Annotated in this window: 28 protein-coding genes; 6 read left to right on the forward strand and 22 right to left on the reverse strand. The window is 63.3% G+C overall.

What is annotated here, in order from left to right; genetic code table 11:
- Positions 1 to 65: 65 nt before the first annotated feature.
- The 4 genes from Q352_RS0106735 to Q352_RS0106750 all read right to left on the reverse strand — a co-directional run bounded on the left by Q352_RS0106735 (position 66) and on the right by Q352_RS0106750 (position 2,616).
- Positions 66 to 365 (reverse strand): c-type cytochrome, encoded by a 300-nt coding sequence (locus Q352_RS0106735; RefSeq protein ID WP_028498686.1) that lies wholly within the window; start codon positions 363 to 365, stop codon positions 66 to 68.
- A 134-nt stretch (positions 366 to 499) separates the two neighbouring features.
- Positions 500 to 1,081, reverse strand: coding sequence for a YggT family protein (locus tag Q352_RS0106740; RefSeq protein WP_028498687.1), 582 nt, complete (start codon positions 1,079 to 1,081; stop codon positions 500 to 502).
- A gap of 4 nt (positions 1,082 to 1,085) precedes the next feature.
- Positions 1,086 to 1,892 carry a pyrroline-5-carboxylate reductase gene (proC, locus tag Q352_RS0106745; RefSeq protein ID WP_028498688.1) on the reverse strand — a complete coding sequence of 269 codons (807 nt, stop codon included), beginning with the start codon at positions 1,890 to 1,892 and terminating at the stop codon, positions 1,086 to 1,088.
- A gap of 22 nt (positions 1,893 to 1,914) precedes the next feature.
- Positions 1,915 to 2,616 carry a YggS family pyridoxal phosphate-dependent enzyme gene (locus tag Q352_RS0106750; protein WP_028498689.1) on the reverse strand — a complete coding sequence of 234 codons (702 nt, stop codon included), beginning with the start codon at positions 2,614 to 2,616 and terminating at the stop codon, positions 1,915 to 1,917.
- A 266-nt stretch (positions 2,617 to 2,882) separates the two neighbouring features.
- On the opposite strand from Q352_RS0106750, the gene thpR reads away from it, so the two are divergent.
- Entirely contained in the window at positions 2,883 to 3,440 is a 558-nt protein-coding gene (gene thpR / locus Q352_RS20105; protein ID WP_051528735.1) for an RNA 2',3'-cyclic phosphodiesterase, read from the forward strand.
- Positions 3,441 to 3,697: 257 nt separating this feature from the next.
- On the opposite strand, the gene Q352_RS0106760 is transcribed toward thpR, so the two are convergent.
- The 8 genes from Q352_RS0106760 to cyaY form a co-directional block, all read right to left on the reverse strand.
- On the reverse strand, positions 3,698 to 4,426 hold the full coding sequence (locus Q352_RS0106760) for an amino acid ABC transporter ATP-binding protein (RefSeq protein WP_028498690.1): 729 nt from the start codon (positions 4,424 to 4,426) through the stop codon (positions 3,698 to 3,700).
- 10 nt (positions 4,427 to 4,436) lie between these two features.
- Complete coding sequence (locus Q352_RS0106765) at positions 4,437 to 5,099, reverse strand: amino acid ABC transporter permease (RefSeq protein WP_028498691.1); 663 nt, start codon at positions 5,097 to 5,099, stop codon at positions 4,437 to 4,439.
- Entirely contained in the window at positions 5,096 to 5,842 is a 747-nt protein-coding gene (locus Q352_RS0106770; RefSeq protein WP_028498692.1) for an amino acid ABC transporter permease, read from the reverse strand. The genes Q352_RS0106765 and Q352_RS0106770 overlap by 4 nt, the downstream gene beginning before the upstream one ends.
- Positions 5,843 to 5,933: 91 nt before the next feature.
- Positions 5,934 to 6,830, reverse strand: a complete 897-nt coding sequence (locus Q352_RS0106775) for a transporter substrate-binding domain-containing protein (protein WP_028498693.1) — start codon at positions 6,828 to 6,830, stop codon at positions 5,934 to 5,936.
- A gap of 235 nt (positions 6,831 to 7,065) precedes the next feature.
- On the reverse strand, positions 7,066 to 7,803 hold the full coding sequence (locus tag Q352_RS0106780; RefSeq protein WP_028498694.1) for an amino acid ABC transporter ATP-binding protein: 738 nt from the start codon (positions 7,801 to 7,803) through the stop codon (positions 7,066 to 7,068).
- Positions 7,804 to 7,951: 148 nt separating this feature from the next.
- Positions 7,952 to 8,749, reverse strand: coding sequence for a 16S rRNA (adenine(1518)-N(6)/adenine(1519)-N(6))-dimethyltransferase RsmA (rsmA, locus tag Q352_RS0106785; RefSeq protein WP_028498695.1), 798 nt, complete (start codon positions 8,747 to 8,749; stop codon positions 7,952 to 7,954).
- Positions 8,750 to 8,780: 31 nt separating this feature from the next.
- On the reverse strand, positions 8,781 to 9,200 hold the full coding sequence (locus Q352_RS0106790; RefSeq protein ID WP_028498696.1) for a YqaA family protein: 420 nt from the start codon (positions 9,198 to 9,200) through the stop codon (positions 8,781 to 8,783).
- The gene (gene cyaY, locus Q352_RS0106795) at positions 9,200 to 9,508 is read right to left on the reverse strand and encodes an iron donor protein CyaY (RefSeq protein ID WP_028498697.1); all 309 of its coding nucleotides are present in this window, start codon (positions 9,506 to 9,508) and stop codon (positions 9,200 to 9,202) included. The genes Q352_RS0106790 and cyaY overlap by 1 nt, the downstream gene beginning before the upstream one ends.
- Before the next feature lie 81 nt (positions 9,509 to 9,589).
- On the opposite strand from cyaY, the gene lptM reads away from it, so the two are divergent.
- From lptM to Q352_RS0106815, 3 genes are read left to right on the forward strand one after another with little or no spacing between them, the layout of a single operon-like run.
- Positions 9,590 to 9,790, forward strand: a complete 201-nt coding sequence (gene lptM, locus Q352_RS22730; protein WP_084299923.1) for an LPS translocon maturation chaperone LptM — start codon at positions 9,590 to 9,592, stop codon at positions 9,788 to 9,790.
- 2 nt (positions 9,791 to 9,792) lie between these two features.
- Complete coding sequence (lysA, locus tag Q352_RS0106810) at positions 9,793 to 11,049, forward strand: diaminopimelate decarboxylase (protein ID WP_028498698.1); 1,257 nt, start codon at positions 9,793 to 9,795, stop codon at positions 11,047 to 11,049.
- Entirely contained in the window at positions 11,042 to 11,521 is a 480-nt protein-coding gene (locus Q352_RS0106815; protein WP_028498699.1) for a GNAT family N-acetyltransferase, read from the forward strand. The genes lysA and Q352_RS0106815 overlap by 8 nt, the downstream gene beginning before the upstream one ends.
- Positions 11,522 to 11,585: 64 nt before the next feature.
- Here Q352_RS0106815 and hemL read toward each other — a convergent pair whose 3' ends face one another.
- From hemL to Q352_RS0106840, 5 genes are all read right to left on the reverse strand, one after another.
- Positions 11,586 to 12,863, reverse strand: coding sequence for a glutamate-1-semialdehyde 2,1-aminomutase (hemL, locus tag Q352_RS0106820; protein ID WP_028498700.1), 1,278 nt, complete (start codon positions 12,861 to 12,863; stop codon positions 11,586 to 11,588).
- 43 nt (positions 12,864 to 12,906) lie between these two features.
- Positions 12,907 to 13,398: a CYTH domain-containing protein gene (locus Q352_RS0106825; RefSeq protein ID WP_028498701.1), complete on the reverse strand. Its 492-nt coding sequence runs from the start codon at positions 13,396 to 13,398 to the stop codon at positions 12,907 to 12,909.
- Between the two features lie 22 nt (positions 13,399 to 13,420).
- A complete protein-coding gene (locus tag Q352_RS0106830) occupies positions 13,421 to 13,837 on the reverse strand; it encodes a CopD family protein (RefSeq protein ID WP_028498702.1) in 417 nt (138 codons plus the stop codon).
- Positions 13,838 to 13,904: 67 nt separating this feature from the next.
- Positions 13,905 to 14,714 carry a M48 family metallopeptidase gene (locus tag Q352_RS0106835; RefSeq protein ID WP_028498703.1) on the reverse strand — a complete coding sequence of 270 codons (810 nt, stop codon included), beginning with the start codon at positions 14,712 to 14,714 and terminating at the stop codon, positions 13,905 to 13,907.
- 21 nt (positions 14,715 to 14,735) lie between these two features.
- Positions 14,736 to 14,900, reverse strand: coding sequence for a rubredoxin (locus tag Q352_RS0106840; RefSeq protein WP_028498704.1), 165 nt, complete (start codon positions 14,898 to 14,900; stop codon positions 14,736 to 14,738).
- Between the two features lie 82 nt (positions 14,901 to 14,982).
- Here Q352_RS0106840 and thiD point away from each other — a divergent pair, with 82 nt between their 5' ends.
- Positions 14,983 to 15,768: a bifunctional hydroxymethylpyrimidine kinase/phosphomethylpyrimidine kinase gene (gene thiD, locus Q352_RS0106845; protein ID WP_036385506.1), complete on the forward strand. Its 786-nt coding sequence runs from the start codon at positions 14,983 to 14,985 to the stop codon at positions 15,766 to 15,768.
- A 48-nt stretch (positions 15,769 to 15,816) separates the two neighbouring features.
- On the opposite strand, the gene waaA is transcribed toward thiD, so the two are convergent.
- The 5 genes from waaA to Q352_RS0106870 form a co-directional block, all read right to left on the reverse strand.
- Complete coding sequence (gene waaA / locus Q352_RS0106850; RefSeq protein ID WP_028498706.1) at positions 15,817 to 17,091, reverse strand: lipid IV(A) 3-deoxy-D-manno-octulosonic acid transferase; 1,275 nt, start codon at positions 17,089 to 17,091, stop codon at positions 15,817 to 15,819.
- Positions 17,088 to 18,047: a lipopolysaccharide heptosyltransferase I gene (gene waaC / locus Q352_RS0106855; RefSeq protein ID WP_036385571.1), complete on the reverse strand. Its 960-nt coding sequence runs from the start codon at positions 18,045 to 18,047 to the stop codon at positions 17,088 to 17,090. Before waaC ends, waaA begins: the two co-directional genes overlap by 4 nt.
- A 705-nt stretch (positions 18,048 to 18,752) precedes the next feature.
- On the reverse strand, positions 18,753 to 19,448 hold the full coding sequence (gene ung / locus Q352_RS0106860; protein ID WP_036385508.1) for a uracil-DNA glycosylase: 696 nt from the start codon (positions 19,446 to 19,448) through the stop codon (positions 18,753 to 18,755).
- Between the two features lie 147 nt (positions 19,449 to 19,595).
- Positions 19,596 to 19,919, reverse strand: a complete 324-nt coding sequence (locus tag Q352_RS0106865) for a rhodanese-like domain-containing protein (protein ID WP_028498709.1) — start codon at positions 19,917 to 19,919, stop codon at positions 19,596 to 19,598.
- The gene (locus Q352_RS0106870; RefSeq protein WP_028498710.1) at positions 19,919 to 20,572 is read right to left on the reverse strand and encodes a protein-L-isoaspartate O-methyltransferase family protein; all 654 of its coding nucleotides are present in this window, start codon (positions 20,570 to 20,572) and stop codon (positions 19,919 to 19,921) included. Before Q352_RS0106870 ends, Q352_RS0106865 begins: the two co-directional genes overlap by 1 nt.
- 442 nt (positions 20,573 to 21,014) lie before the next feature.
- On the opposite strand from Q352_RS0106870, the gene pyrB reads away from it, so the two are divergent.
- Positions 21,015 to 21,941 carry an aspartate carbamoyltransferase gene (pyrB, locus tag Q352_RS0106880; protein ID WP_028498711.1) on the forward strand — a complete coding sequence of 309 codons (927 nt, stop codon included), beginning with the start codon at positions 21,015 to 21,017 and terminating at the stop codon, positions 21,939 to 21,941.
- Positions 21,942 to 21,963 lie beyond the last annotated feature (22 nt).

A 21,963-nucleotide genomic window follows, 5' to 3' on the forward strand; every position in this document is an offset into this window, starting at 1 on the left:
ACGTGCGGTGATGCGCCGGACGCAAGGCGGGGACGATGCCGCCGCGCCCGGCATGGAGCGCCAGATTACTTCTGCGACAGCACCCACTTGACCAGCGTCTTCGCATCCGCTTCGCTGATGTTGTTGGCCGGCATCGGGACCGGACCCCAGACACCCGATCCGCCCTTCATCACCTTTTGCACCAGCGCGGCTTCATTGCCACCCTTGTACTTGGCAGCCACGTCCTTGAACGCCGGGCCGACCAGCTTCTTGTCGACGGTGTGACAGGACATGCAGTTCTTCTGCTGAGCCAGTTGCAGGTTGGCAAACGCCGGCAGGGTCGTCATCGTGCCCAGCACGGTCAACGCCACGAGTATTTTTTTCATCGATTGTTCTCCACAGGGTAATCAGGCCACGCGGGGACACTGCCCCGCGTGCGCGTCAGCATACTCTTTATTTTTCTGGAAAATATTGATCAACCTCTAGGCAACTGACATAAACCGCCGTCAGTCGGCCCCGCTCAGACACCGAACTGCAATTGTGCCAGCAGCATCCGCTCCAGGAAGGCTATCGGCAGCATCAGCACCACCTGAAGCACGATCAGCAGCGCCAGCGGCGACAGATCCACCTGGCCGATCATCAGCCGGCGGAACGGCCGCAGGAACGGTCGCGTCAGCAGTTCCAGCAACGGTGCCAGCGGATTGTACGGGCTGACCCAGGACAGTACCGCCTGGACGATGACCGCTCCCATCAGCAGGTAGACCGTGGCACGGAACACATACAGTACCGCCAGCAGCGCCATCGACAGCCAGTTGGATGGCAGTGCGAAATTGTACGGCAGCGGTGCCAGCACCAGCAGCAGCACGATGGCGATCAGCGAGGTCAGCCATGCGGTCAGCAGCGTGGCCGTATCGTAGCCGCGCCAGGCCGGAATCCGCTTGCGCAGCGGAAGTACGATAAAGTCGGTGGCCGAACGGACGAACTGGACCAGCGGATGGCGCAACGGCGCGTTGGCCAGCTGCAGGTAGAAGCGCAGCAGCAGGACCAGCACGAACAGGTCGGAGGCGGTCTGGATCAGGAAACGCAGGGTATCGGCTAGCATCGGCTCAGCTCCGCGAGAAGTCGGCGCTCATTTCGACCGCCCGGGCGCGGCAAGCCAGCGCACCGCGCACGATGGCCTCCTTGACCCGGTCATCCTCGAAGCTGGCGATCGCCCGCTCCGTGGTACCGCCCTTGCTCATCACCTTGCGCTTGAGTTCGCCAGCCGGCTCGCCGCTGTCGCGCAGCAGCGCGATGGCACCCTCGAACGTTTCCAGCGCCAGTTGTCGCGCGGTCTCGGCATCGAAACCGACGTCGCGGCCGACCGCTTCCAGCGCTTCGACAAAATGGAACACATAAGCCGGACCGCTGCCGGACACGGCGATGACATCGTCGATGCCGCTCTCGGTCCCGACCCACAGCACGCGACCTACCGCCGTCATGATCGCTTCGGCAGCGTTCCGGTCGGCCACGGCCACGTCTGCCGCCGCGTAGAGGCCGCTGACGCCCTTGCCAACCAGGGCAGGGGTGTTGGGCATCACCCGCACGATGCGCGTCGTGCCGCCGCTCCAGCGCGACAGGGTGGCGATATCCACGCCGGCAGCGATCGACACCAGCAGCGCGCCGTTCAGTCGCGGGGCCAGTTCGGTGCAGACCGCCTTCAGGTTCTGCGGCTTGACCGCCAGCACGATGACATCGTCGGCAGACAGCGCGGCGGGCAGGGCGGACAGCGCCGTCACGCCATACTTCGCCGCCAGGGCATCACGCTTTTCCTCGCTGTGTTCGACCACGCTGATCGTCGTTCCGGGCTGGCGGTACAAACCGCCGATGATGGCGGTGGCCATATTGCCGCCGCCAATAAACAAGACGTTCATGAGTGCTCCAGAAAAAGGGGGGTTAACGCACGCCGTAGTCGCGCGCACCGAAAATCGCCGTACCGACCCGAACCAGTGTCGAGCCGGCGCCGATGGCCGTTTCCAGATCGGACGACATGCCCATCGACAGCGTGTCGAGTGTCAGCCCGTCGGCGCGCAGCTGCTCACGCAGCGCCGCCAGCCGGGAGAACTGGCCGGCCAGCGTGGCCGGGTCGGCATGCGGGTCCGGTATGCACATCAGCCCGCGCAACGTTAACCGCGGCAACTTAGCCACGGCTTGCGCGAGGGCAATTGCCTGCCCGGGCTCGCAGCCGCTCTTGCTCTGCTCGCCGGAGACATTGACCTGCACACAGACGTTCAGCGCCGGCAGCTGTGCCGGGCGTTGTGCCGACAGCCGCTCGGCAATCTTCAGCCGGTCGACCGAATGCACCCAGTGTGCCAGCTCGGCCACGACGCGCGTCTTGTTGCTTTGCAGCGGGCCGATGAAATGCCACTCGATATCGGTCAGTGACGCCAGTTCGGCGCACTTGCTTTCCAGCTCCTGCACATAGTTTTCGCCGAAGGCACGCTGCCCGGCGACATGGGCGTCGCGGATGGCATCGGCGGGAAAGGTCTTGCTCACGGCCAGCAGGCGTACGCTGCCCGCAGGCCGGTTCGAGGCTTGTTCCGCCAGGCGGATACGCTGGTTCACCTGCTCCAGCGCGGAAGAAAGGGACATTGTCATGTTTTCGCGTTGCGGTGGGGGTAAACGGTTTCTACAACTCAGAATGCAGTCATGCCACTCGCGGAGAAAGTATAAACGGTGCGTTGACGGCCGGACTGCGGAGATTGGCGGGCAGCAACGGCTTGCAAGACCCCGGCGCGCACCACCACGGCGGACAGTCGCGGACTGTCGGCGGGGAAGCCAAGGCATCAGCATGCCCGATCGCCATGATAGTCCAATCCACGCCAGCCGGACCGTTGACGGCGTCCACCGCCAGGGAGACCGAAATGCGCCTGTTCTTTGCCGCGACACCGCCGCCGCCACTGTCTGCGGCCCTGTGCGCCGTGTCGCAGACCCTGCTGCCGCAAAGCGGCGGGCGCCAGGTCCCGCCCCGGCTGATCCACCTGACCCTGGCCTTTCTCGGCGAGATGCCCTCGGCACGGGTGCCGGTGCTCAATGCACTGGCCGCTCCCTTGCCGTTCATTCCGTTCACGCTGACCCTGAGCCGCGCCGGCAGCTTTTCCACCCGCGCCGGCTGGCTGGCCCCCTCGCAGACACCGGCGGAACTGCGCCAGCTGGTCGAGGTGCTGACCTCGACACTGAACGGCAACGGGTTTCACGTGGAACAACGCGCGTACCGCGCACACCTGACCGTCCTGCGCTCACTGCAGCAGCCCCTGCCGGCACAGGCGCTTGCCGAACCGCTCGACTGGTACATCGACCACTATGCGCTGGTCGCCTCGACCCTGACGCCGCACGGCCCGCGCTACAAGATCATGTGCCGGTTCGGACGGCTGCAGGATCAGAACAGTGAAAGCGGAACGGTGCAGCAGCCGCTTCCGTAAATGCAGAACGGTGAGCCTCAGCTCACCGTCAGACTGCTGATAAAGGTTGGCACAGACGGTTGCAGTGGCGTTGGTGCACGCCCGACTGACAGAATCTGTCGTGAGCACGGCAGTCTGCCTGATTGAATCCGGCCTCTTCCGTCCCCGCCGCCGCGGGGAAACTTCGCTTCGCTCGTCCGTTCTTCGCGGGCGGGGTGGATGGACAAACGGTGAGCCAGCGCTCACCGTTTGTCCATTACCGGGGCGGAAACCCGCGATCAGTGATTCAGGATCTTCGACAGGAACTGCTGCGCGCGTTCGCCGCGCGGTGCGCCGAAGAAGTCGTCCTTGCTGCAATCCTCGACGATCGAACCGCGGTCCATGAAAATCACCCGGTCGGCCACGCGTCTGGCGAAGCCCATTTCGTGCGTCACGCACATCATGGTCATCCCTTCGCGCGCCAGCTCGGTCATCACGTCCAGCACTTCATTGATCATTTCCGGGTCGAGGGCCGACGTCGGTTCGTCGAACAGCATGGCAATCGGGTCCATCGCCAGCGCACGGGCAATGGCGACGCGCTGCTGCTGGCCACCGGACAGCTGTCCCGGAAACTTGTTCGCCTGTGCCTTCAGGCCGACACGCTCCAGCAGCTTCATGCCCTTGTTCATCGCTTCTTCCTTGCCGCGGCCGAGCACTTTCTGCTGGGCGATGGCCAGGTTCTCGGTGATCGACAGGTGCGGGAACAGCTCGAAGTGCTGGAACACCATGCCGACCCGGCTTCTGAGTTTCGGCAGGTTGGTCTTCGGGTCACCGACCGAGATGCCGTCGACGATGATCTCGCCCTTCTGGAACGGTTCCAGCGCATTCACGCACTTGATCAGCGTCGACTTGCCCGAGCCGGACGGCCCGCAGACCACGACGACTTCGCCGGTCTGCACGGCGGTCGTGCAGTCGGTCAGCACCTGAAACTCGCCGTACCACTTGGAAATGTTCTTGATTTCAATCATGGGGAATTCCTTAACGCACGATGGCGATTTTGGCATGCAGCCGTTTCACCAGTCGCGACAGCGCATAGCTGATCACGAAGTAGATCACCGCAACGGCGGAGTACATTTCCACCAGCGTGTTGTCACGGTTTGCCACCTTGCTGGCCGCCCCCAGCAGGTCGGTCGCGCCGACCACATAGACCAGCGAGGTATCCTGGAACAGGATGATGACCTGCATCAGCAGCAGCGGCACCACGTTGCGGAACGCCTGCGGCAGGATCACATAGCGCATGTTCTGCCCGTAGGTGAAGCCCATTGCCGCCCCGGCGCTGACCTGGCCGGTCGAGATCGACTGGATGCCGGCACGGATGATCTCGCAGAAATAGGCGGCCTCGAACACGGCGAAGGTCACATAGGCCGAGCGCTCGGCGCCGACATCGAGGCCCAGCATCAGCGGCACCAGGATGTAGATCCAGAAGATCACCAGCACCAGCGGAATCGAGCGGAACAGGTTCACGTAGCTGGACGCGAGCAGGTTCAGCCACTTCATCGACGACAGGCGGGCCATGGCCAGCAGGGTGCCGAACAGCACACCAAACACGGTCGACGTCAGCGTCAGCGACAGCGAGTACTTCAGGCCCTGCCACAGGAAGCCCTGCGCATGGACGACAGCGGAGAAATCGAAATTCATCATTTGCCCCCGCCCACGTAGCCCGGCACGCGGGATTTCTTCTCGATGAACGCCATGACGCGGTTCACCGCCAGCGCGACGATCAGGTACAGCACACTGGTCATCGTCATCACTTCGATCGGGTTGGCCGGTGCGTATTCACCGGTAATCTGGCGCATCTGGAACGTCAGTTCGGTCAGCCCGATCACCAGCGCAACCGCCGAGTTCTTGAAGATGTTCATGAACTCGCTGGTCAGCGGCGGAATCATGATCCGGTACGCCATCGGCAGCAGTACGTAGCGATAGGTCTGCGGCAGCGTAAAGCCCAGCGCCAGGCCGGCGTTCTTCTGTCCGCGCGACAGCGCCATGATGCCGGTCCGCACCTGCTCGGCCACCCGGGCGGCGGTATACGCACCAAGCGAGAACACGGCGGTGAAGAATTCCGGCAGCGGCATGTCCTGCTTGACCCAGTCGCCGGCCGCTTGCGGCAGGAACTCCGGGAAGACGAAGAACCACAGGAACATCTGCACGATCAGCGGCACGTTGCGGAAAATTTCCACGTACACGGTACAGATGCCCGAAATCCATTTGTTCGGCGCCGTGCGACCGACACCGATGATCGAACCGACGATCAGCGCGATGACCCAGGCCGCCAGCGCGGTCGCCACCGTCCAGCCCAGGCCGGACAGCAGCCACTGATAGTAGAACTCGTCGGTATCCGGGACGCGTTCGAGAATCACGCCCCAGTTCCATTGATACTGACCCATACCTTTGTTACTCCAACGCTAGATCCGGCCTGGGCACAGGCCGGAAACAACAGGAGGCCTGGCGGCCTCCTGTCGCTCATGCCAACTGCAATCAGATACCCTTGTCGGTCGGGTTCTTGACGGCTTCCTTGAGCTGCGGGCTCATCGGCAGGTTCAGGTTGATGTTGCGCGGCGGAATCGGGCTGGTGAACCACTTGCTGTACAGCTTGTTGATTTCACCGGACTTCATCAGTTTGGTCAGGGTACCGTCGACGGCAGCCTTGAACTGCGGATCGTCCTTGCGGATCATGATGCCGTACGGCTCGACCGACAGGGCCGGACCGACAATCGCGTAATCCTTCGGGCTCTTCGAGTTGGCGATCAGGCCGGCCAGCAGCACGTCATCCATCACGAAGGCGGCGGCACGGCCGGTTTCGACCATCAGGAACGAGTCGGCGTGATCCTTGCCGTAGACGTTCTTGATGTTCAGCTGCTTGCCCTTCTCGTTCTGCTTGATGTAGCGGTCCGACGTGGTGCCGGTGGTGGTCACCACCGACTTGCCGTCGACGTCGTCGATCGACTTGATGCCCGAACGCGACTTGACCAGCATGCGCACGCTGGTCACATAGGTCGACACGCTGAAGGCGACCTGCTTCTGGCGTTCGACCGAGTTGGTGGTCGAGCCGCACTCGAGGTCGACGGTGCCGTTGGTCATCAGCGGAATGCGCGTCTGCGACGTGACCGGTACCAGCCTGGTCACCAGCGTCGGCATGTTCAGTTCTTTCTTCACGTCGGCGACCACGCGGTTACACAGGTCCATCATGTAACCGACCGGCTTCTGGTTGCCGTCAAGGTAGGAAAACGGAATCGACGACTCGCGGTAGCCGATGACGATTTCTCCCTTGTCCTTGACTTTCTTCAGCGTGCCGGTCAGTTCGGCGGCCAGTGCGGGTGCTGACACGACCGCCGCAGCGACTGCGGTAACGATCAGGCGGGAGGCAAATTGCATCATGAAGAGTCTCTCCTTCTTTGGTGATGGGTGCCTTTGAACGACACCCATGGTCCAGCAGCCGGCCTGACTCGGACCGACCCCTATTTCATGGTGCGGCGAGCCGCACCGGGCGAATGTAGAAACGTTTTTCCTGAATGCCGGCATGCGCCGTTCATATCGCGCAGCCGTGCCGCCCCCGCCAGCCCGCAGGGCAGGAAAGAGGGCAGGGCCCGCAGTGGCGCAAGCGCCCCGGTCAATGCATCGGGGACAGCACCTGCTTCAGGAATTGTTTTGCCCGCTCGTGTTGCGGGTTCTTGAAGAAATCTTCCGGTCTGGCCTGCTCGAGAATCTCGCCCTGGTCGATAAAGATCACCCGGTCTGCCACTTCACGGGCAAAACCCATTTCGTGGGTTACCACCATCATGGTGATGCCGGTATCGGCCAGGTCTTTCATCACCTTCAGCACTTCGCCAATCATTTCCGGGTCGAGCGCCGATGTCGGTTCGTCGAACAGCATGACCTTCGGCTGCATGGCCAGTCCGCGCGCGATGGCCACGCGCTGCTGCTGGCCACCGGACAGCTGGCTCGGGAACGCGTCCTTCTTGTGCGCCAGACCGACGCGCTCCAGCAACTCGCCGGCACGCTTCTCCGCGCTCGCCCGCGACATCCGCCGCACCTGCATCGGCGCCAGCGTGATGTTGTCGAGCACCGACAGGTGCGGATACAGGTTGAAGTGCTGGAACACGAAGCCGACTTCGGCGCGCAGCGCGTTCAGGTCGGTCTTCTGGTCAACGACGTTCTTGCCATCCACCCACAGCTCGCCGGACGAAATCGGCTCCAGCTGGTTCACGCAACGGATCAGCGTCGATTTGCCCGAACCGGACGGACCGCACACCACGACCACCTCACCCTGTTTCACTTCCAGGTTGATGCCGTTCAGGACATGCAGATCCTTGTTGTACCACTTGTGTACGTCGACAAAGCGGATCACGTATTCCCCTCTATTGCCACGTCATCGCGTGCTCTTCGGCAACGTAATTGACGTAACGTTTTGTCATGTAGAATTTTCGGCCGAGTGTAAGGCGCGTCTTACCCGATGGCAATAAGGTCGAACCCTATCAACAGCATAATTCGCTGATTCACTGCCCTGATTCAATGCGTTGCACTGCAACACGATCGGCGAGGGCGACAAACTCCGCCAGCGTCAGCGTTTCCGGCCGCCGCTGCGGGTCGATCGACAGCGCGGCAAAATCCTCATCACCCAGCAGGCCGCGCAGATTATTGCGCAGGGTCTTGCGCCGCTGGCCAAAGGCCGAGGCCACCAGTTCGGCAAACACCGCCGTGTCGCGCGCCGGGTGCGGCAGTGCGGCATGGGGGACCATGCGGATCACGGCAGAATCGACTTTCGGTGGCGGATCAAAGGCTTCCGGCGGCACGTCGAGAATGCGCTCCATGTCGAAACGGTACTGCAGCATCACGCCGAGGCGACCGTAATCGGCCGTGGCGGGCTCGGCCACCATGCGGTCGACCACTTCCTTCTGCAGCATGAAATGCATGTCGACCACCGACTCCGCGTAGTCGGCCAGATGGAACAGCAGCGGGGTCGAAATGTTGTACGGCAGGTTGCCGACCACCTTGAACGGTTTGCCAGCAACAAGCGTGCCAAAATCGAATTCGAGCGCGTCGCCTTCATGGATGGTCAGCCGTTCCGGCTGGAACTGGCGGCGCAGGCGGGCAATGATGTCGCGGTCGATCTCGACCACGTGCAGATGATCGAGCCGGTCCAGCAGCGGCCGCGTCAGCGCGCCGAGCCCCGGTCCGATCTCGACCACCGTATCGTCGCGTCGCGCGGCGACGGCGGACACGATGTCGTCGATGATGATCGGATCTTGCAGAAAATTCTGCCCGAAGCGTTTTTTCGGAATATGTCGGGACATGGGTATCGTCAGCGTAAATGAAGTGTGGAGATCACCACACGAAGGGCAGGCTGATCAGGCCGTAGCGGACCAGCTTGCCGATGGCGAGGTAGGACAGGGTCGGGCGCCACGGCAGCCGCAGCCAGCCGGCGGCGACGCACAGCGCGTCACCAATGACCGGCACCCAGGACAGCAGCAGCGCCGATGTGCCCCAGCGTGACAGCCAGGCCAGGGCACGGCCGGACGTTTCCTTGCGCGGCAGGGCGCGGCCGAGCCAGACGCTGGTGGCCCCGCCGAGGGTATTGCCCAGCGTCGCCAGCAGTACGGCGGACAGCGCCTGCTCCGGGTAGACCGACAGGAACGCGGCCAGCGCGATTTCGGAGTTCCCCGGCAGCACGGTCGCCGACAGGAAGGCCGACAGCGTCACGCCGGCCAGCCCCCAGTCGGCGGGAATGCTGTTGAGAAAATCCATCAGAACGAGAACGGCTCGCCAGCCTGACCGGCCACCATCTCGCCCAGGCGGGCAAACAGTTCGCCGCCGTTGCGGGTGTCGATCCAGGCCGTGCCGTCATGGCGGAAGTGGAAACCGCCACTGCGCGCGGCCACCCAGATTTCCCGGTTCGGTTCGTGCCGGTTGACGATAATCTGGCTGCCATTGTCAAACTCGAGGGTCAGCACATTGCCGGTACGCAACGCGTCACCGATGCCGGCGTCGTCGAATGCATTCAGGATGCGGTCAAGCACCGCCTCGGAAGCGGCAAGAAATTCACTGTCATTCATGGGTATTTGCCACGCGGTTGCCCCGCGTGCATTCGAAGGTTGCGTTAACATCGGGATTTTGCCACAAGCCACTCTCCCGCCATGCGCCGACTCGTCCTTGTTCCCCTCGTGCTGACCGCCGTGCTGCTTTCGGCGTGCGGCTACAAAGGTCCGCTCTATCTGCCGACCAATCCGCCCGCCAAGCACAAGTCGGGACCGACCGCCGCACCGGCGACGCCGGCCAGACCTGCCGCTCCGCAAACCGAACCGGTCACTCCCGATCAGCTCCCCGAGGATCAATAACCGTGCAAGCTTTTCAGTATCAGGATCGCGAACTCTTCGTCGAAGACGTCCCGCTCGCGCAAATCGCCGACACCTTCGGCACGCCGTGCTACGTATACGCCGAATCGGCACTGACGCAAGCCTATAGCGCCTATAGCAATGCGTTTGCCGGCATCGACCATCTGGTCTGCTACGCGCTGAAAGCCAACTCGAACCTGGCCGTCATCCGCCACTTCGCCAGCCTCGGTTCCGGTTTCGACACCGTGTCGATCGGCGAAATCCGTCGCGTGCTGGCCGCCGGCGGCGAAGCCGGCAAGATCGTGTTCTCCGGCGTCGGCAAGAGCGCGGACGAAATGCGCCAGGCGCTGGAAATCGGCATCCACTGTTTCAACGTCGAATCGGTCAACGAGCTCGAACGCCTCAACCGGGTGGCAGGGGAGGCCGGCAAGCGGGCACCGATCAGCCTGCGCGTGAACCCGAACGTCGATGCCAGGACCCATCCGTATATCTCGACCGGGCTGAAGAACAACAAGTTCGGCATCGCCTACGAGCAGGCGCTCGATACCTATCGCCGCGCCGCCGCGCTGCCGAACCTGAACGTGATCGGCATCGACTGCCATATCGGCAGCCAGCTGACCGACGCCACGCCGCTGATCGACGCGCTCGATCGCCTGCTGGTACTGGTCGACCAGCTCGGCGAGGCCGGCATCCGCCTGAAGCACGTCGACATCGGCGGCGGGCTCGGCATCCGCTACGACCACGAGACCCCGCCGGATGTCGCCGCCTACGCGGCAGCCATCAAGCAGCGGCTGGCCGGTCGCGGACTGTCGCTGCTGCTCGAACCGGGCCGCTCGCTGGTCGGCAACGCCGGCGTGCTGCTGACGCGCATCGAGTACCTGAAGCAGGGCGACGGCAAGCACTTCGCCATTGTCGACGCGGCGATGAACGACCTGATGCGCCCGTCGTACTACCAGGCCTACCACCAGATCCGCCCGGTCACCCGCCGCGACGACGCGGTCGCCACCTATGACGTGGTCGGCCCGGTGTGCGAGTCGAGCGACTTCCTCGGCAAGGACCGCGAACTGGCGGTGCAGGAAGGGGATCTGCTGGCGGTGATGTCCGCCGGGGCCTACGGTGCGACGATGAGCTCGAACTACAACACCCGCCCGCGCGGCGCCGAGCTGCTGGTCAGCGGCGACAGCGTCCGGCTGGTGCGTGCCCGCGAAACCTTCGAGCAACTGATCGCCAACGAAATCGGCCTGCTGGACGGCAATGACTGAACTGACTCTCCGCGAGGCCGACTTCAGCTCGGCCGACGATCTGGCCCGCGTGGTAGCGCTGGTCGATGCCTATGCCAGCGACCCGATGGGCGGCGGCACGCCGCTGAGCGCCGAGGTGCGCGAGCGCCTGCCACGCCTGCTGGCCACCCACCCGACCGCCTTCGCCGTGCTCGCCTTTGCCGGCGACACGCCGGTCGGCGTCGCCCTGTGCGTGCTCGGCCTGTCGAGCTTCGCCGCACGTCCGTCGGTCAACCTGCACGACCTGGCCGTGCTGCCGGGCCAGCGCGGACTCGGCATCGGCCGCCGGCTGCTCGAAGCAGTGGCCGATGCCGCCCGTCGCCGCGATGCCTGCAAGGTCACGCTGGAAGTGCGTCCGGACAATGACGTCGGCCGCCATCTGTATGCCGACGTCGGCTTTGAATTGTCGGCCCTGTGTGGCCAGGCTTACCTGATGATGGAAAAGCCGCTGTAGGCTGATCCGGCACAAAAAAATCCCGCCAGCGCAATGCTCGCGGGATTTTTCTTGCACGCCACTCTTACAGTTGGGCGAACGCCTTGCGCGCGGCATCGACCGTCGCGGCGATATCGGCCTCGCTGTGCGCGGCGGACACGAAGCCCGCCTCGTAGGCCGACGGCGCCAGATGGACGCCGGCATCCAGCATCAGGTGGAAGAAGCGGTTGAAGCGGTCGCGATCGCTGGCGGTCACTTCGGCATAGCAGGTCGGTACCTTGTCGCCGAAGTACAGACCGAACATGCCGCCGACGCTGTCGGCCGAGAACGGCACGCCGGCATCGCGCGCTGCCGACACCAGCCCTTCGACCAGCGACGCCGCCTTGCGACCCAGCGCGTCGTGGAAACCCGGCGCCTGGATCAGCCGCAGTGTGGTCAGACCGGCGGCCACCGCCACCGGGTTGCCGGACAGCGTACCGGCCTGATACACGCCGCCCAGCGGCGAGATGCAGCTCATGATGTCGGCCCGGCCACCAAACGCGCCGATCGGCATGCCGCCACCGACGATCTTGCCCAGCGTGGTCAGATCGGGACGGATGCCGTGCAGTTGCTGCGCGCCGCCGAGCGCGACGCGGAAGCCGGTCATCACTTCGTCGTAGATCAGCACCGCACCGTGGGCGGTGCACAGCTCGCGCAGGGTGCGGACAAAGGCATCACTCGGCCGGATCAGGTTCATGTTGCCGGCGAACGGCTCGATGATCACGCAGGCAATCTGCTCGCCCATGGCGGCAAACGTCTCGCTCAGCTCATCGACATTGTTGTACTCGAGCACCAGGGTATGACGGGTGAAGTCGGCCGGCACACCGGCCGACGACGGATTGCCGAAGGTCAGCAGGCCGGAACCGGCCTTGACCAGCAGCGAATCGGAATGACCGTGATAACAGCCCTCGAACTTGATGATCTTGTCACGACCGGTAAAACCGCGCGCCAGGCGGATCGCGCTCATGGTCGCTTCGGTGCCGGAACTGACCAGGCGCACCTGCTCGATCGACGGCACCAGTCTGGCGATTTCCTCGGCGATATCAATTTCCGCCTCGGTCGGCGCCCCGAACGACAGCCCGTTGACGGCAGCCTGCTGCACGGCGGCGATCACCTCCGGGTGGGCGTGGCCGACAATGGCCGGGCCCCAGGAGCCGATGAAATCGATATAGCGCTTGCCATCCGCGTCCCAGATCGCCGAGCCCTCGGCGCGTTCGATAAAGCGCGGCGTACCGCCGACGCTGCCGAACGCGCGTACCGGCGAATTCACGCCACCGGGAATGGTTTTCTTGGCACGTTCGAAAAGTTGTTCGCTGCGGGTCATGACTATCCTTGCAGGGTGATGCCGGTTTCAAGCCAACCGGCGGTCAGTCGAGAATGCGGGCCCGTTCTTCCGCGCTCCAGCCCGCGTATGCGTGGCCGGCCAGATGGGCATTGGTGTAGCGGGGATCGCGGGTCACTTCCGCACCCAGCCAGTCGGGACGATCGAACGGCGTGTCTTCATCCGGCAGTTCGATCTCGGCCAGCACCAGACCGCTATTGTCGCCGAAAAACTCGTCGACCTCCCACACCCGTCCGTCCCGCTCGATACGGGTACGGTTTTTTTCGATCTTCAGCGCGCACATCACGTCGAGCATGGTTTCGGCATCGGCCAGCGGCACCGGGTACTCGAACTCGTAGCGCGACACGAAGCTGATCTTGCTCTTCAGTGTCAGCCACGCCTGGTCACCAATCACCCGCACGCGCACGGTCCGCTCCGGCTCCACGCACATGAAGCCCTGGCGCAGACGCCGGGTTTCGCCCTGGCCGCGCCAGCCATCCGCCGTCACCAGAAAGCGGCGTTCGATTTCCATTCCCATATCAGTTCCTTTGTCCGACCGCTCAGAACGGCTTGACTACGACCAGCAGGATACAGGCCAGCAGCACCAGCACCGGCACCTCGTTGAATACGCGATACCACTTGTGGCTGCGCGCATTCCGCCCGGCCACGAAGTCGGCCAGCAGCTTGCGACAGTAGCCGTGGTACGCGACCAGACCGGCCACCAGCGTCAGCTTGGCATGCAGCCAGCCACCACTGAAACCGAAGCCGAGCCACAGCCACAGGCCGAACGCCAGCGCCAGCACACCGAGCGGGGTCATGAAGCGGTACAGCTTGCCGGACATCAGCAGCAGCCGGTCGCGTTCGCGCCCGTCTTCGGCCATCGCCAGATTGACGAACAGACGTGGCAGGTAAAACAGCCCGGCGAACCAGGAGACCACGAAAAAAAGGTGAAACGCCTTGACGTACAGATAGGTCATGCAAAGGGCTCCGGGTGCCGGAAAAAATAAAACGGGGTTTCACGTGAAACACTGATCAGACCGATCGCTATTTGCGTCGTGCCGCCTCGTACAGCGGCTGCACATTCGGCAATTGCGCGCTGATCGACTCGATGCGCTGACCGGCATTCGGATGGGTGGACAGGAAACCGGGGCCGCCGCTCTGGCCGGCCATCTGCATTTTCTTCCACACGCTGACCGCCGCACGCGGGTCGTAGCCGGCACGGGCCATCAGTTCCAGACCGACGGTGTCCGCTTCGCTTTCCATATTGCGGCTGTACGGCAGGCCAAACGCCAGATCGGCCGCGCTGTTCGCCAGCCCGAGCTGGTTGCTGTTCAGCCCGCCGATAATGCCGAGCAGGCCGACGCCGAGTTGCTGCATCTGCGCCTGGCTGGCCTTTTCGCGCGAGTGTTCACGCAGTGCATGGGCAATCTCGTGGCCGATGACCGCCGCCAGTTCGTCGTCCGTCAGCGACAGCTTCTGCGCCAGACCGGAATACACGGCAATCTTGCCACCGGCCATTGCATAGGCATTCATCTCCGGCGACTGCACCACATTCACTTCCCAGCGCCACTGGGCGGCATCCGGGCGGAAGTAGGGCGTCTGCGCAATCAGCCGCTTGCTGATCGCCCGCACGCGCCGGGTCAGCGCCGCATTGCTGTTCAGCACCCCCTGGCCACGCGCTGCGGCCATCTGCTGCTGATAGGCCTGGGCCGACGCCTGGTTCACTTCCTGCTCGGACACCAGCATGGTCTGCTTGCGGGTCACCCCTACCATGCCGGGCGCCGTGGTGCTGATCTGCTGGCAACCTGCCGTCAGCAGCGCGAGCAGCACCCATGACAGCATGCGTCTAGTCATCTTGCCGTCTCCCGTCGCAGATCAGAACTGGACCATCTCGAAGTCTTCCTTGCGCGCACCGCAGTCCGGGCAGGTCCAGTTGGGCGGTACATCGTCCCAGCGCGTGCCGGGCGCGATGCCGTCTTCTGGCCGGCCGGCGGCCTCGTCATAGATAAATCCACAGATCAGGCACATCCAGGTATTCATGGTCAGTCACTCATACGGGCTTAGAATAGCGATTGTATCGACAACCAACCGACCCGGCACCGTGACGCATCACCCCGTGATAATGACTTTCTCCGCCTTCGATCCTTCCGGACTGACCGGGATTACCGCAGACGCCCTGACCCTGTCCGCCTTCGGCTGTCATCCGGTGGCCGTGCCGACCGTCCAGTTATCAGCGGATTCCGAGCGCCAGCACGATGCCGTGCCGGCCGATGCGGAGCTGATCAACGATCAGGCCCGCACCGTGCTGGAGGACATGCCGGTCTCGGCCTTCGTCATCGGCATGCTGGCGGATGCGGAAACGGTCAGCGTGCTGGCGGAAATCGTCAGCGACTACGCCAATGTGCCGCTGGTGCTGGCACCGGCCTGGTCCGGGCATCAGGAAGACAGCGAAGACGATCTGGTGTCCGCCTGTGCCGATCTGCTGATTCCGCAGTCCGACATCCTGGTCGTGTCATCGCTGCTGGCCAGCCGCTTCGGCGATGGTGACGAGGGAGAAGGCGACAGCGACAACATGGCCGATGCCGCCACGCTCGGCCGCGCGCTGTCCGCACTCGGCGCCGAACACACGCTGCTGACCGGTGCCCAGGCGCCGACGCGCCAGATCATCAACCATCTGTATCACAAGGAAGCGCTGCTGCGCCGTGACAGCTGGCCGCGTCGCGCCGGCGTGGTCCGCGGAGCCAATGAACTTCTGGCGGCCAGCATCGCCGCCTGTCTGGCACAGGGCATGCCGATGACCGATGCCGTCGGCCACGCCCAGCAGTATCTGCAGCAGGCGCTCGACCATGCCTATCGCCCGGGCATGGGGTCGCTGATGCCGGGCAGACCACCGGTCAATCAGGGCTGAACATGCCAAACATATAAACATTGGCCAAATAAATTCATATGGCCTGTTTTATATGCCTTGCCTGATCAACTGTCCTTCCAGGTGGCCGGCGATCCAGTCGACGATGCGCTGGCTGGCTCCGCGATGCTCCCCGGCAAATGCCAGCCCGGCCTGGCCCATGTCATGCCGGCGACCGGCATCGGCCAGCAGGGCGCCCAGTCCGGACCAGACTGCCGCCGCATCCCCGACCTGACGCGCCGCACCGGCAGCGAAAGCGGCCTGGCTGGCGGCGGCAAAATTGAATGTCGACGGCCCGATCAACACCGGGCAGCCGACCGTGGCCGGCTCGATCAGGTTCTGTCCCCCCAGCGGCAGCAGGCTGCCGCCGACAAACGCGGCATCAGCCAACGAATACCAGCCGAACAGTTCTCCCATCGAATCACCAAGCCACACCCGGGTGGTGGCGGCAACCGGCACCATGTCGCTGCGGCGCTGGAATGCAATCCCGCGCTCGGCCAGCAGCGTGGCCACGGCATCGAAGCGCTGCGGATGACGCGGCACCAGCACGACCAGTGCCGGAAAATCCTCAGGCAACGCATCCAGCAGCAAGGCTTCCTCGCCCTCGCGGGTACTGGCCAGCACCACGACCGGACGCGGCCCGGCCAGCGCGCGCAACGCCGACACCTGGGCCTCGACGCCGTCCGGTGGCGAACAATCGAATTTGGTATTGCCGAGCACCTCGACCCGCAGAGCGCCCAGCGCACGCAAGCGCTCGGCATCCGCTTCGCTCTGGGCGGCAATGCCGGTCAGCGCCGCCAGTGCCGGCGCGATCAGTGCCCGGATGCGCGCATAGCCACGGGCCGATTTCTCCGACAGGCGCGCATTGGCCAGAAACAGCGGCACCCGCCGTTCATGGCAGGCGTGGATCAGATTCGGCCACAGTTCGGTTTCCATCAGCACACCGAAGCGCGGCGCCAGCCGTTCAACAAAATGCGCAGCATTGGCTGCCGTGTCGTACGGCAGGTAGCTGACCGTCGCCCGGTCGGCAAACAGCTGCAAGGCCGTTTCGCGGCCGGTGGGCGTCATCTGGGTCATGACCAGTGGCAGGGTATCGAAGCGCCGGCCGAGCGCCTCGACCAGCGGCGCCGCGGCGCGGGTTTCCCCCACTGAAACGGCATGCAGCCAGATGCCGCCCTGCGGCAGGGGCGGCGCATTCTGTTCGAAACGTTCGTCCCAGTGTTCGAGATAGGCCGGTTGCCGGCGTGCCCGCCGTCGCAGATAGACCCGCGCCAGAGGCAGCAGCGCCCGGGTCAGCAGCCGATAGGCGCCCAGCGCCGCACTCATGCGCGGCACTCCGCCAGCACGGCCAGCACCGCCCCGACATCCGGACACTGACCGATACCGCCGATATTGCGCGAACGCGCCGTTTCGACCACCCCGGTCCGCAAGGGATCGGTATCGGTATAGATCGCCACCAGCGGCACGTCGACGGCATTGGCCAGGTGGGTCAGCCCGGTATCGACGCCCACTACCGCCTGTGCGTGCGCAAGCAGTGCCGCCGCGACATCGAGCCGCTCACGCGGCGCAACCAGCGCGCCCGGGATCAGGGCGGCCAGCCGCTGCGCGCGCTGCTGCTCGGCGGCATTCCCCCACGGCAACACGCACTGCAGGCCGTCACGGGCCGTCAGCGTGCTTCCCAGCGCCACCCACGACGCCTCCGGCCACAGCTTGCTGTCCCTGGAGGTCGCCGTCAGCAGCACGGCATAGCGCGCCGGACACCAGTCCGGCGCCGGGCCGGTGTGAACGCCAAAATCGCATTGCGCCAGATCCGGCTCGTAACCGAAGACCTGGCCGAACAGCAGACGGTTGCGATCCACCGCATTGCGTTCCCAGGACACGGAATAGCGCTTGTCGTAGAACAGGCTCGCCATCGGCTCGCGAATGCTGGCCCGGTCATAGCCGGCCATCGGTGCATCCCGGACCAGCTTGCCGAACAGCACACTTTTCATCAGCCCCTGACTGTCCAGCACCAGATCGTAGTGCGACGAACGCAGCGTCGTCCTTACCGCCCGCAATTCGCGCCAGGTGCCGGTGGAAAACAGCGCCTTGCGCCAGCGGCGCATGGCTATCGGGACCACCCCGGCAACGGCGGGGTGCAGACGGGCGATATCGGCAAAGCTTTCCTCGACCAGCCAGTCGATGGCCATGGCAGGAAAGCGTCGCGCCAGATCAGTGACGGCCGGCAGGGTATGCACCAGATCCCCCATCGACGAAGTGCGTATCAGTAGAAGTCGACTCATGGCCGGCATTGTATTCGTCCCGGACCGATTCCGGCATGTGGACAAAGCGACCGGCAACCGCTTCCGCACCTGTGGGTAAAGACGGATATCCACTGACACCCAAAACTGTCCACAAGTGGATAACTGCCTCCGGCCATTTCGCCCACATGTTTACAACTCTCCCAAGGCCATGAATTTGCAGTGGAAAAAGAGTTATCAACAGGGCAGGAGTCACTACATCAGTATCATCAGTTTATATTTGGACAAACAAGAATGTGAACCGGGCACAAACGAAAAGCCGTGCAGACAACAATGCACAGGCTGGCGGACACAACTGGCGCAAGGCTGTGCATAAGGGTCACCGCTATCCACAGGGTGAAAACAATCCACAGACGGGCAACAGCAAACCCGTAGCCAGTCCATCCGGTTTCCATGAACGGCAAGCATTTGTTCTGCAATAAAAAAACCGTGTTATCCACAGAACAGGGCGCCCTTCATCCATTTCTTTAATAACTATCTGTAAAAAAGAATAAGAAAAGCAGGCAAGCAGAAACCCGGCATCCAGGCAGTGGAAAAAAAAGCGGATTACGTAACGAAAAAACGCAGCCAGCCAGAAGCGGGGGTTGCCGGAAAACAGAAAAAGCGTGACAAATCAAAGACCTTTCCGTCGTCTAATATATTCAACGCACGGCAGTGCACGTCACTTGTGGATAAACAGTCCCGGATTCACTCCGGCAAATGCCAGTCGATCGGAACGCAGCCCTGTTCGCGCAAGTAGTCGTTGATGCGGGAAAAGTGTCCACAACCGAAGAAACCCCGGTAGGCAGACAGCGGTGACGGGTGCGGGCCCTGCAACACCAGATGGCGCGGATTGGTCAGCCTGGCATGCTTGTTCTGGGCGTCCTTGCCCCACAGTACGAACACGCGCGGACTGTCTTCGGCGGCAAGCAGATCAATCAGGTCATCGGTAATGACCTGCCAGCCGAGTTCACGATGGCTGCCAGCACGGTTTGCCGCCACGGTGAGCACGCTGTTCAGCAGCAGCACACCCTGACGGGTCCAGGCGCCCAGATCGCCGTGAAGGGGCGTTGCCGTGCCGGTATCGCGCAGGAGTTCCTTGTAGATATTGCGCAGCGATGGTGGAACGCGAATGCCGCGCCTGACCGAGAACGCCAGCCCGCAGGCCTCGCCGTCACCGTGGTACGGGTCCTGGCCGAGAATGACCACCCGCACCCCGGACGGCGGGGTGTCGCGCAGTGCATTAAAAATATCCACAGGCTGTGGATAGATCTGTTCGCCGGCTGCTGCGCGCTCGCTCAGCTGGTGGTCGATACGGGCCAGAATGTCAGGCCTGAGGCGGCTTTGCCAGTCGGGATGGACGCGGGACAGGGCAGGGGCGAGCCAGGGCAGGGACTTGTGCATGAAGGTGTGGACGGCTGTGTGGACAACGTGAATTGTCCCTTGTCCGCCCCGGTGCCGTCGAGCGTGCTTTTGCCCATGACATGGCGCGACCGGGACGAAAAAATGGACATCCGGGGATGTCCATTTGGCAGCCTGTTGCGTGAACGGTCAGTAACGGGGCATCGACGGTTCGATCTGGTCCGCCCAGGCCGCGACGCCGCCTGCCAGACTCAGCGGTTCGCTGAAACCGGCGTGCTCGAGCCAGGCTGCAACATGGAAGCTGCGCACGCCGTGGTGGCAGATGGCGACGATGGGCCGGTCGTCGGGCAGCTCTGACTGCCGTGACGGGATCAGGTTCATCGGGATGTTGACACTGTCGGCCAGCCGGCAGATGGCAACTTCGGCCGGTTCGCGCACATCGAGCAGAAACGGCGCATCACGCGCCGGATCGGCCAGCCAGGCGGACAGGTCGTGCGGCGAGATTTCCCGCATCAGAATACGAAGCGTTCCGGTTCGGTGATCTGGAACAGCGGGTCGATCACGGTATCGAACAGGGTTTCCTCACGGTACTGGCCACCAGCGTCGCGAACGACGCGGATGGCGCGCATCACCGGTTCGTCACCGATGGTGGCGAACAGGCGGCCGCCAGGGGCCAGCTGTGCCTTCAGTGCTTCCGGCAGCACCGGCAGCGAGCCGCCGATAACGATGACGTTGTACGGGGCGTGGGCCGTGTTGCCCTCGCTGCCGTTGGCCACTTCGAGCGTTACGTTGCGGATGTCGGCGCGGGCCAGGTTGGCCTGGGCGATCTCGATCGCCTGCGCCGAAATATCCAGCGAATAGACGTGACGGGCGCTGCGCGCGAGCAGTGCGGTCAGATAGCCGGTGCCGGTACCGACTTCGAGCACGACGTCAGTGGGCTGGATGTCCATTTCCTGCACGATGCGCGCCTCGACTTTCGGCTGCAGCATCTTGCCGCCGGTCGGCAGCGGGAGCTCCATGTCGACGAAGGCAAGCGAATGGTTGCCGGCGGGCACGAAATCCTCGCGCTTAACTTCGGCGAGCAGATCGAGAACACGTTGATCGAGAACGTCCCACGGACGGATCTGTTGTTCGATCATGTAGAAGCGGGCTTTTTCGAAATCCATGGAGGGCTCCGGTTCAGACTGGATGGCGGTATCCGGCGGGTGAGCGTCAAGCTTCCCCCGGAAAGGGGTAGACAAACCTTGGAATTATTCCACATGCGACCGGGATCGCCCATCCTGGGGCGGCGAAATGTGCTCAAGGTGGTATAAATAATTCTGTGCGACGTTGTTTTGCCTGAAAGCGACGTCAGCAAACAGCCGTTCGTCGGACCCCTTTTCCCGGCGTGGCTCCCGGACGTATAATTTCGCGATTTTTTTCGGGACAGATGATGTACGTCGTAGCCAGCAGCTTTACTCATGCGAATGTCGCGCTGAAATGCGTCGACAGCGGCGACATTTTTCAGTTTCGCGAAATCAGGAATCCGATTTTTTAAAAGCCCCAATGATTTGGGGCTTTTTTTTCGGCCGCTCGTCACGGGGCGGCCGTGCTGCAAGGAAGGAAAGCATGAAGAATACGCTCTATCAAAAGCACATCATCTCCATCTCGGACCTGTCCCGCGAGGAGCTCGAACTGGTCGTTCATGTCGCCGGCGAGCTGAAGCGCGAGCCGCGCCATGACCTGCTGAAAAACAAGGTGGTGGCCAGCTGCTTCTTCGAGGCTTCGACCCGCACCCGGCTGTCGTTCGAAACCGCCGTTCACCGCCTCGGGGGCTCGGTGATCGGTTTCGCCGACGGCGGCAACACATCGCTGGCCAAGAAGGGCGAGACGCTGGCCGACTCGGTGAAGATCATCACCTCGTATGTCGATGCCTATGTGATGCGTCACCCGCAGGAAGGGGCGGCCCGCCTGGCGTCGATGTTCTCCAATGGCAAGCCGGTCATCAACGGCGGCGACGGCTCGAACCAGCATCCGACCCAGACGCTGCTCGACCTGTTCTCGATCTACGAAACCCAGGGCACGCTGGACGGCCTGAAGGTGGCCTTCGTCGGCGACCTGAAGTACGGCCGCACCGTGCATTCGCTGGCCCAGGCGCTGACCCACTTCGGTTGCCGTTTCTACTTCATTGCCCCGAAGCCGCTGGCCATGCCGGAGTACATCTGCGAAGAGCTGGATGAAAAGGGCATCGAATACAGCCTGCATCAGAATATCGAGGAAGTGCTGCCGGAACTCGACGTGCTGTACATGACCCGGGTGCAGAAGGAACGCTTCGACGAAACCGAATTCAAGCACATGAAGTCGAAGTTCGTGCTGAACACCGATACGCTGAAGGGCGCCCGCGACAATCTGCGCATCCTGCACCCGCTGCCGCGCGTCGATGAAATTTCGATCGATGTCGACGATACGCCGTACGCGTACTACTTCCAGCAGGCCGAAAACGGTGTCTACGCCCGTGAAGCGCTGCTGGCGCTGGTACTGAACGAAACGCTGTGATGGGCCGGAAAGAAGGATTGAG

Source organism: Microvirgula aerodenitrificans DSM 15089, from assembly GCF_000620105.1.
GTDB classification, from domain to species: domain Bacteria; phylum Pseudomonadota; class Gammaproteobacteria; order Burkholderiales; family Aquaspirillaceae; genus Microvirgula; species Microvirgula aerodenitrificans.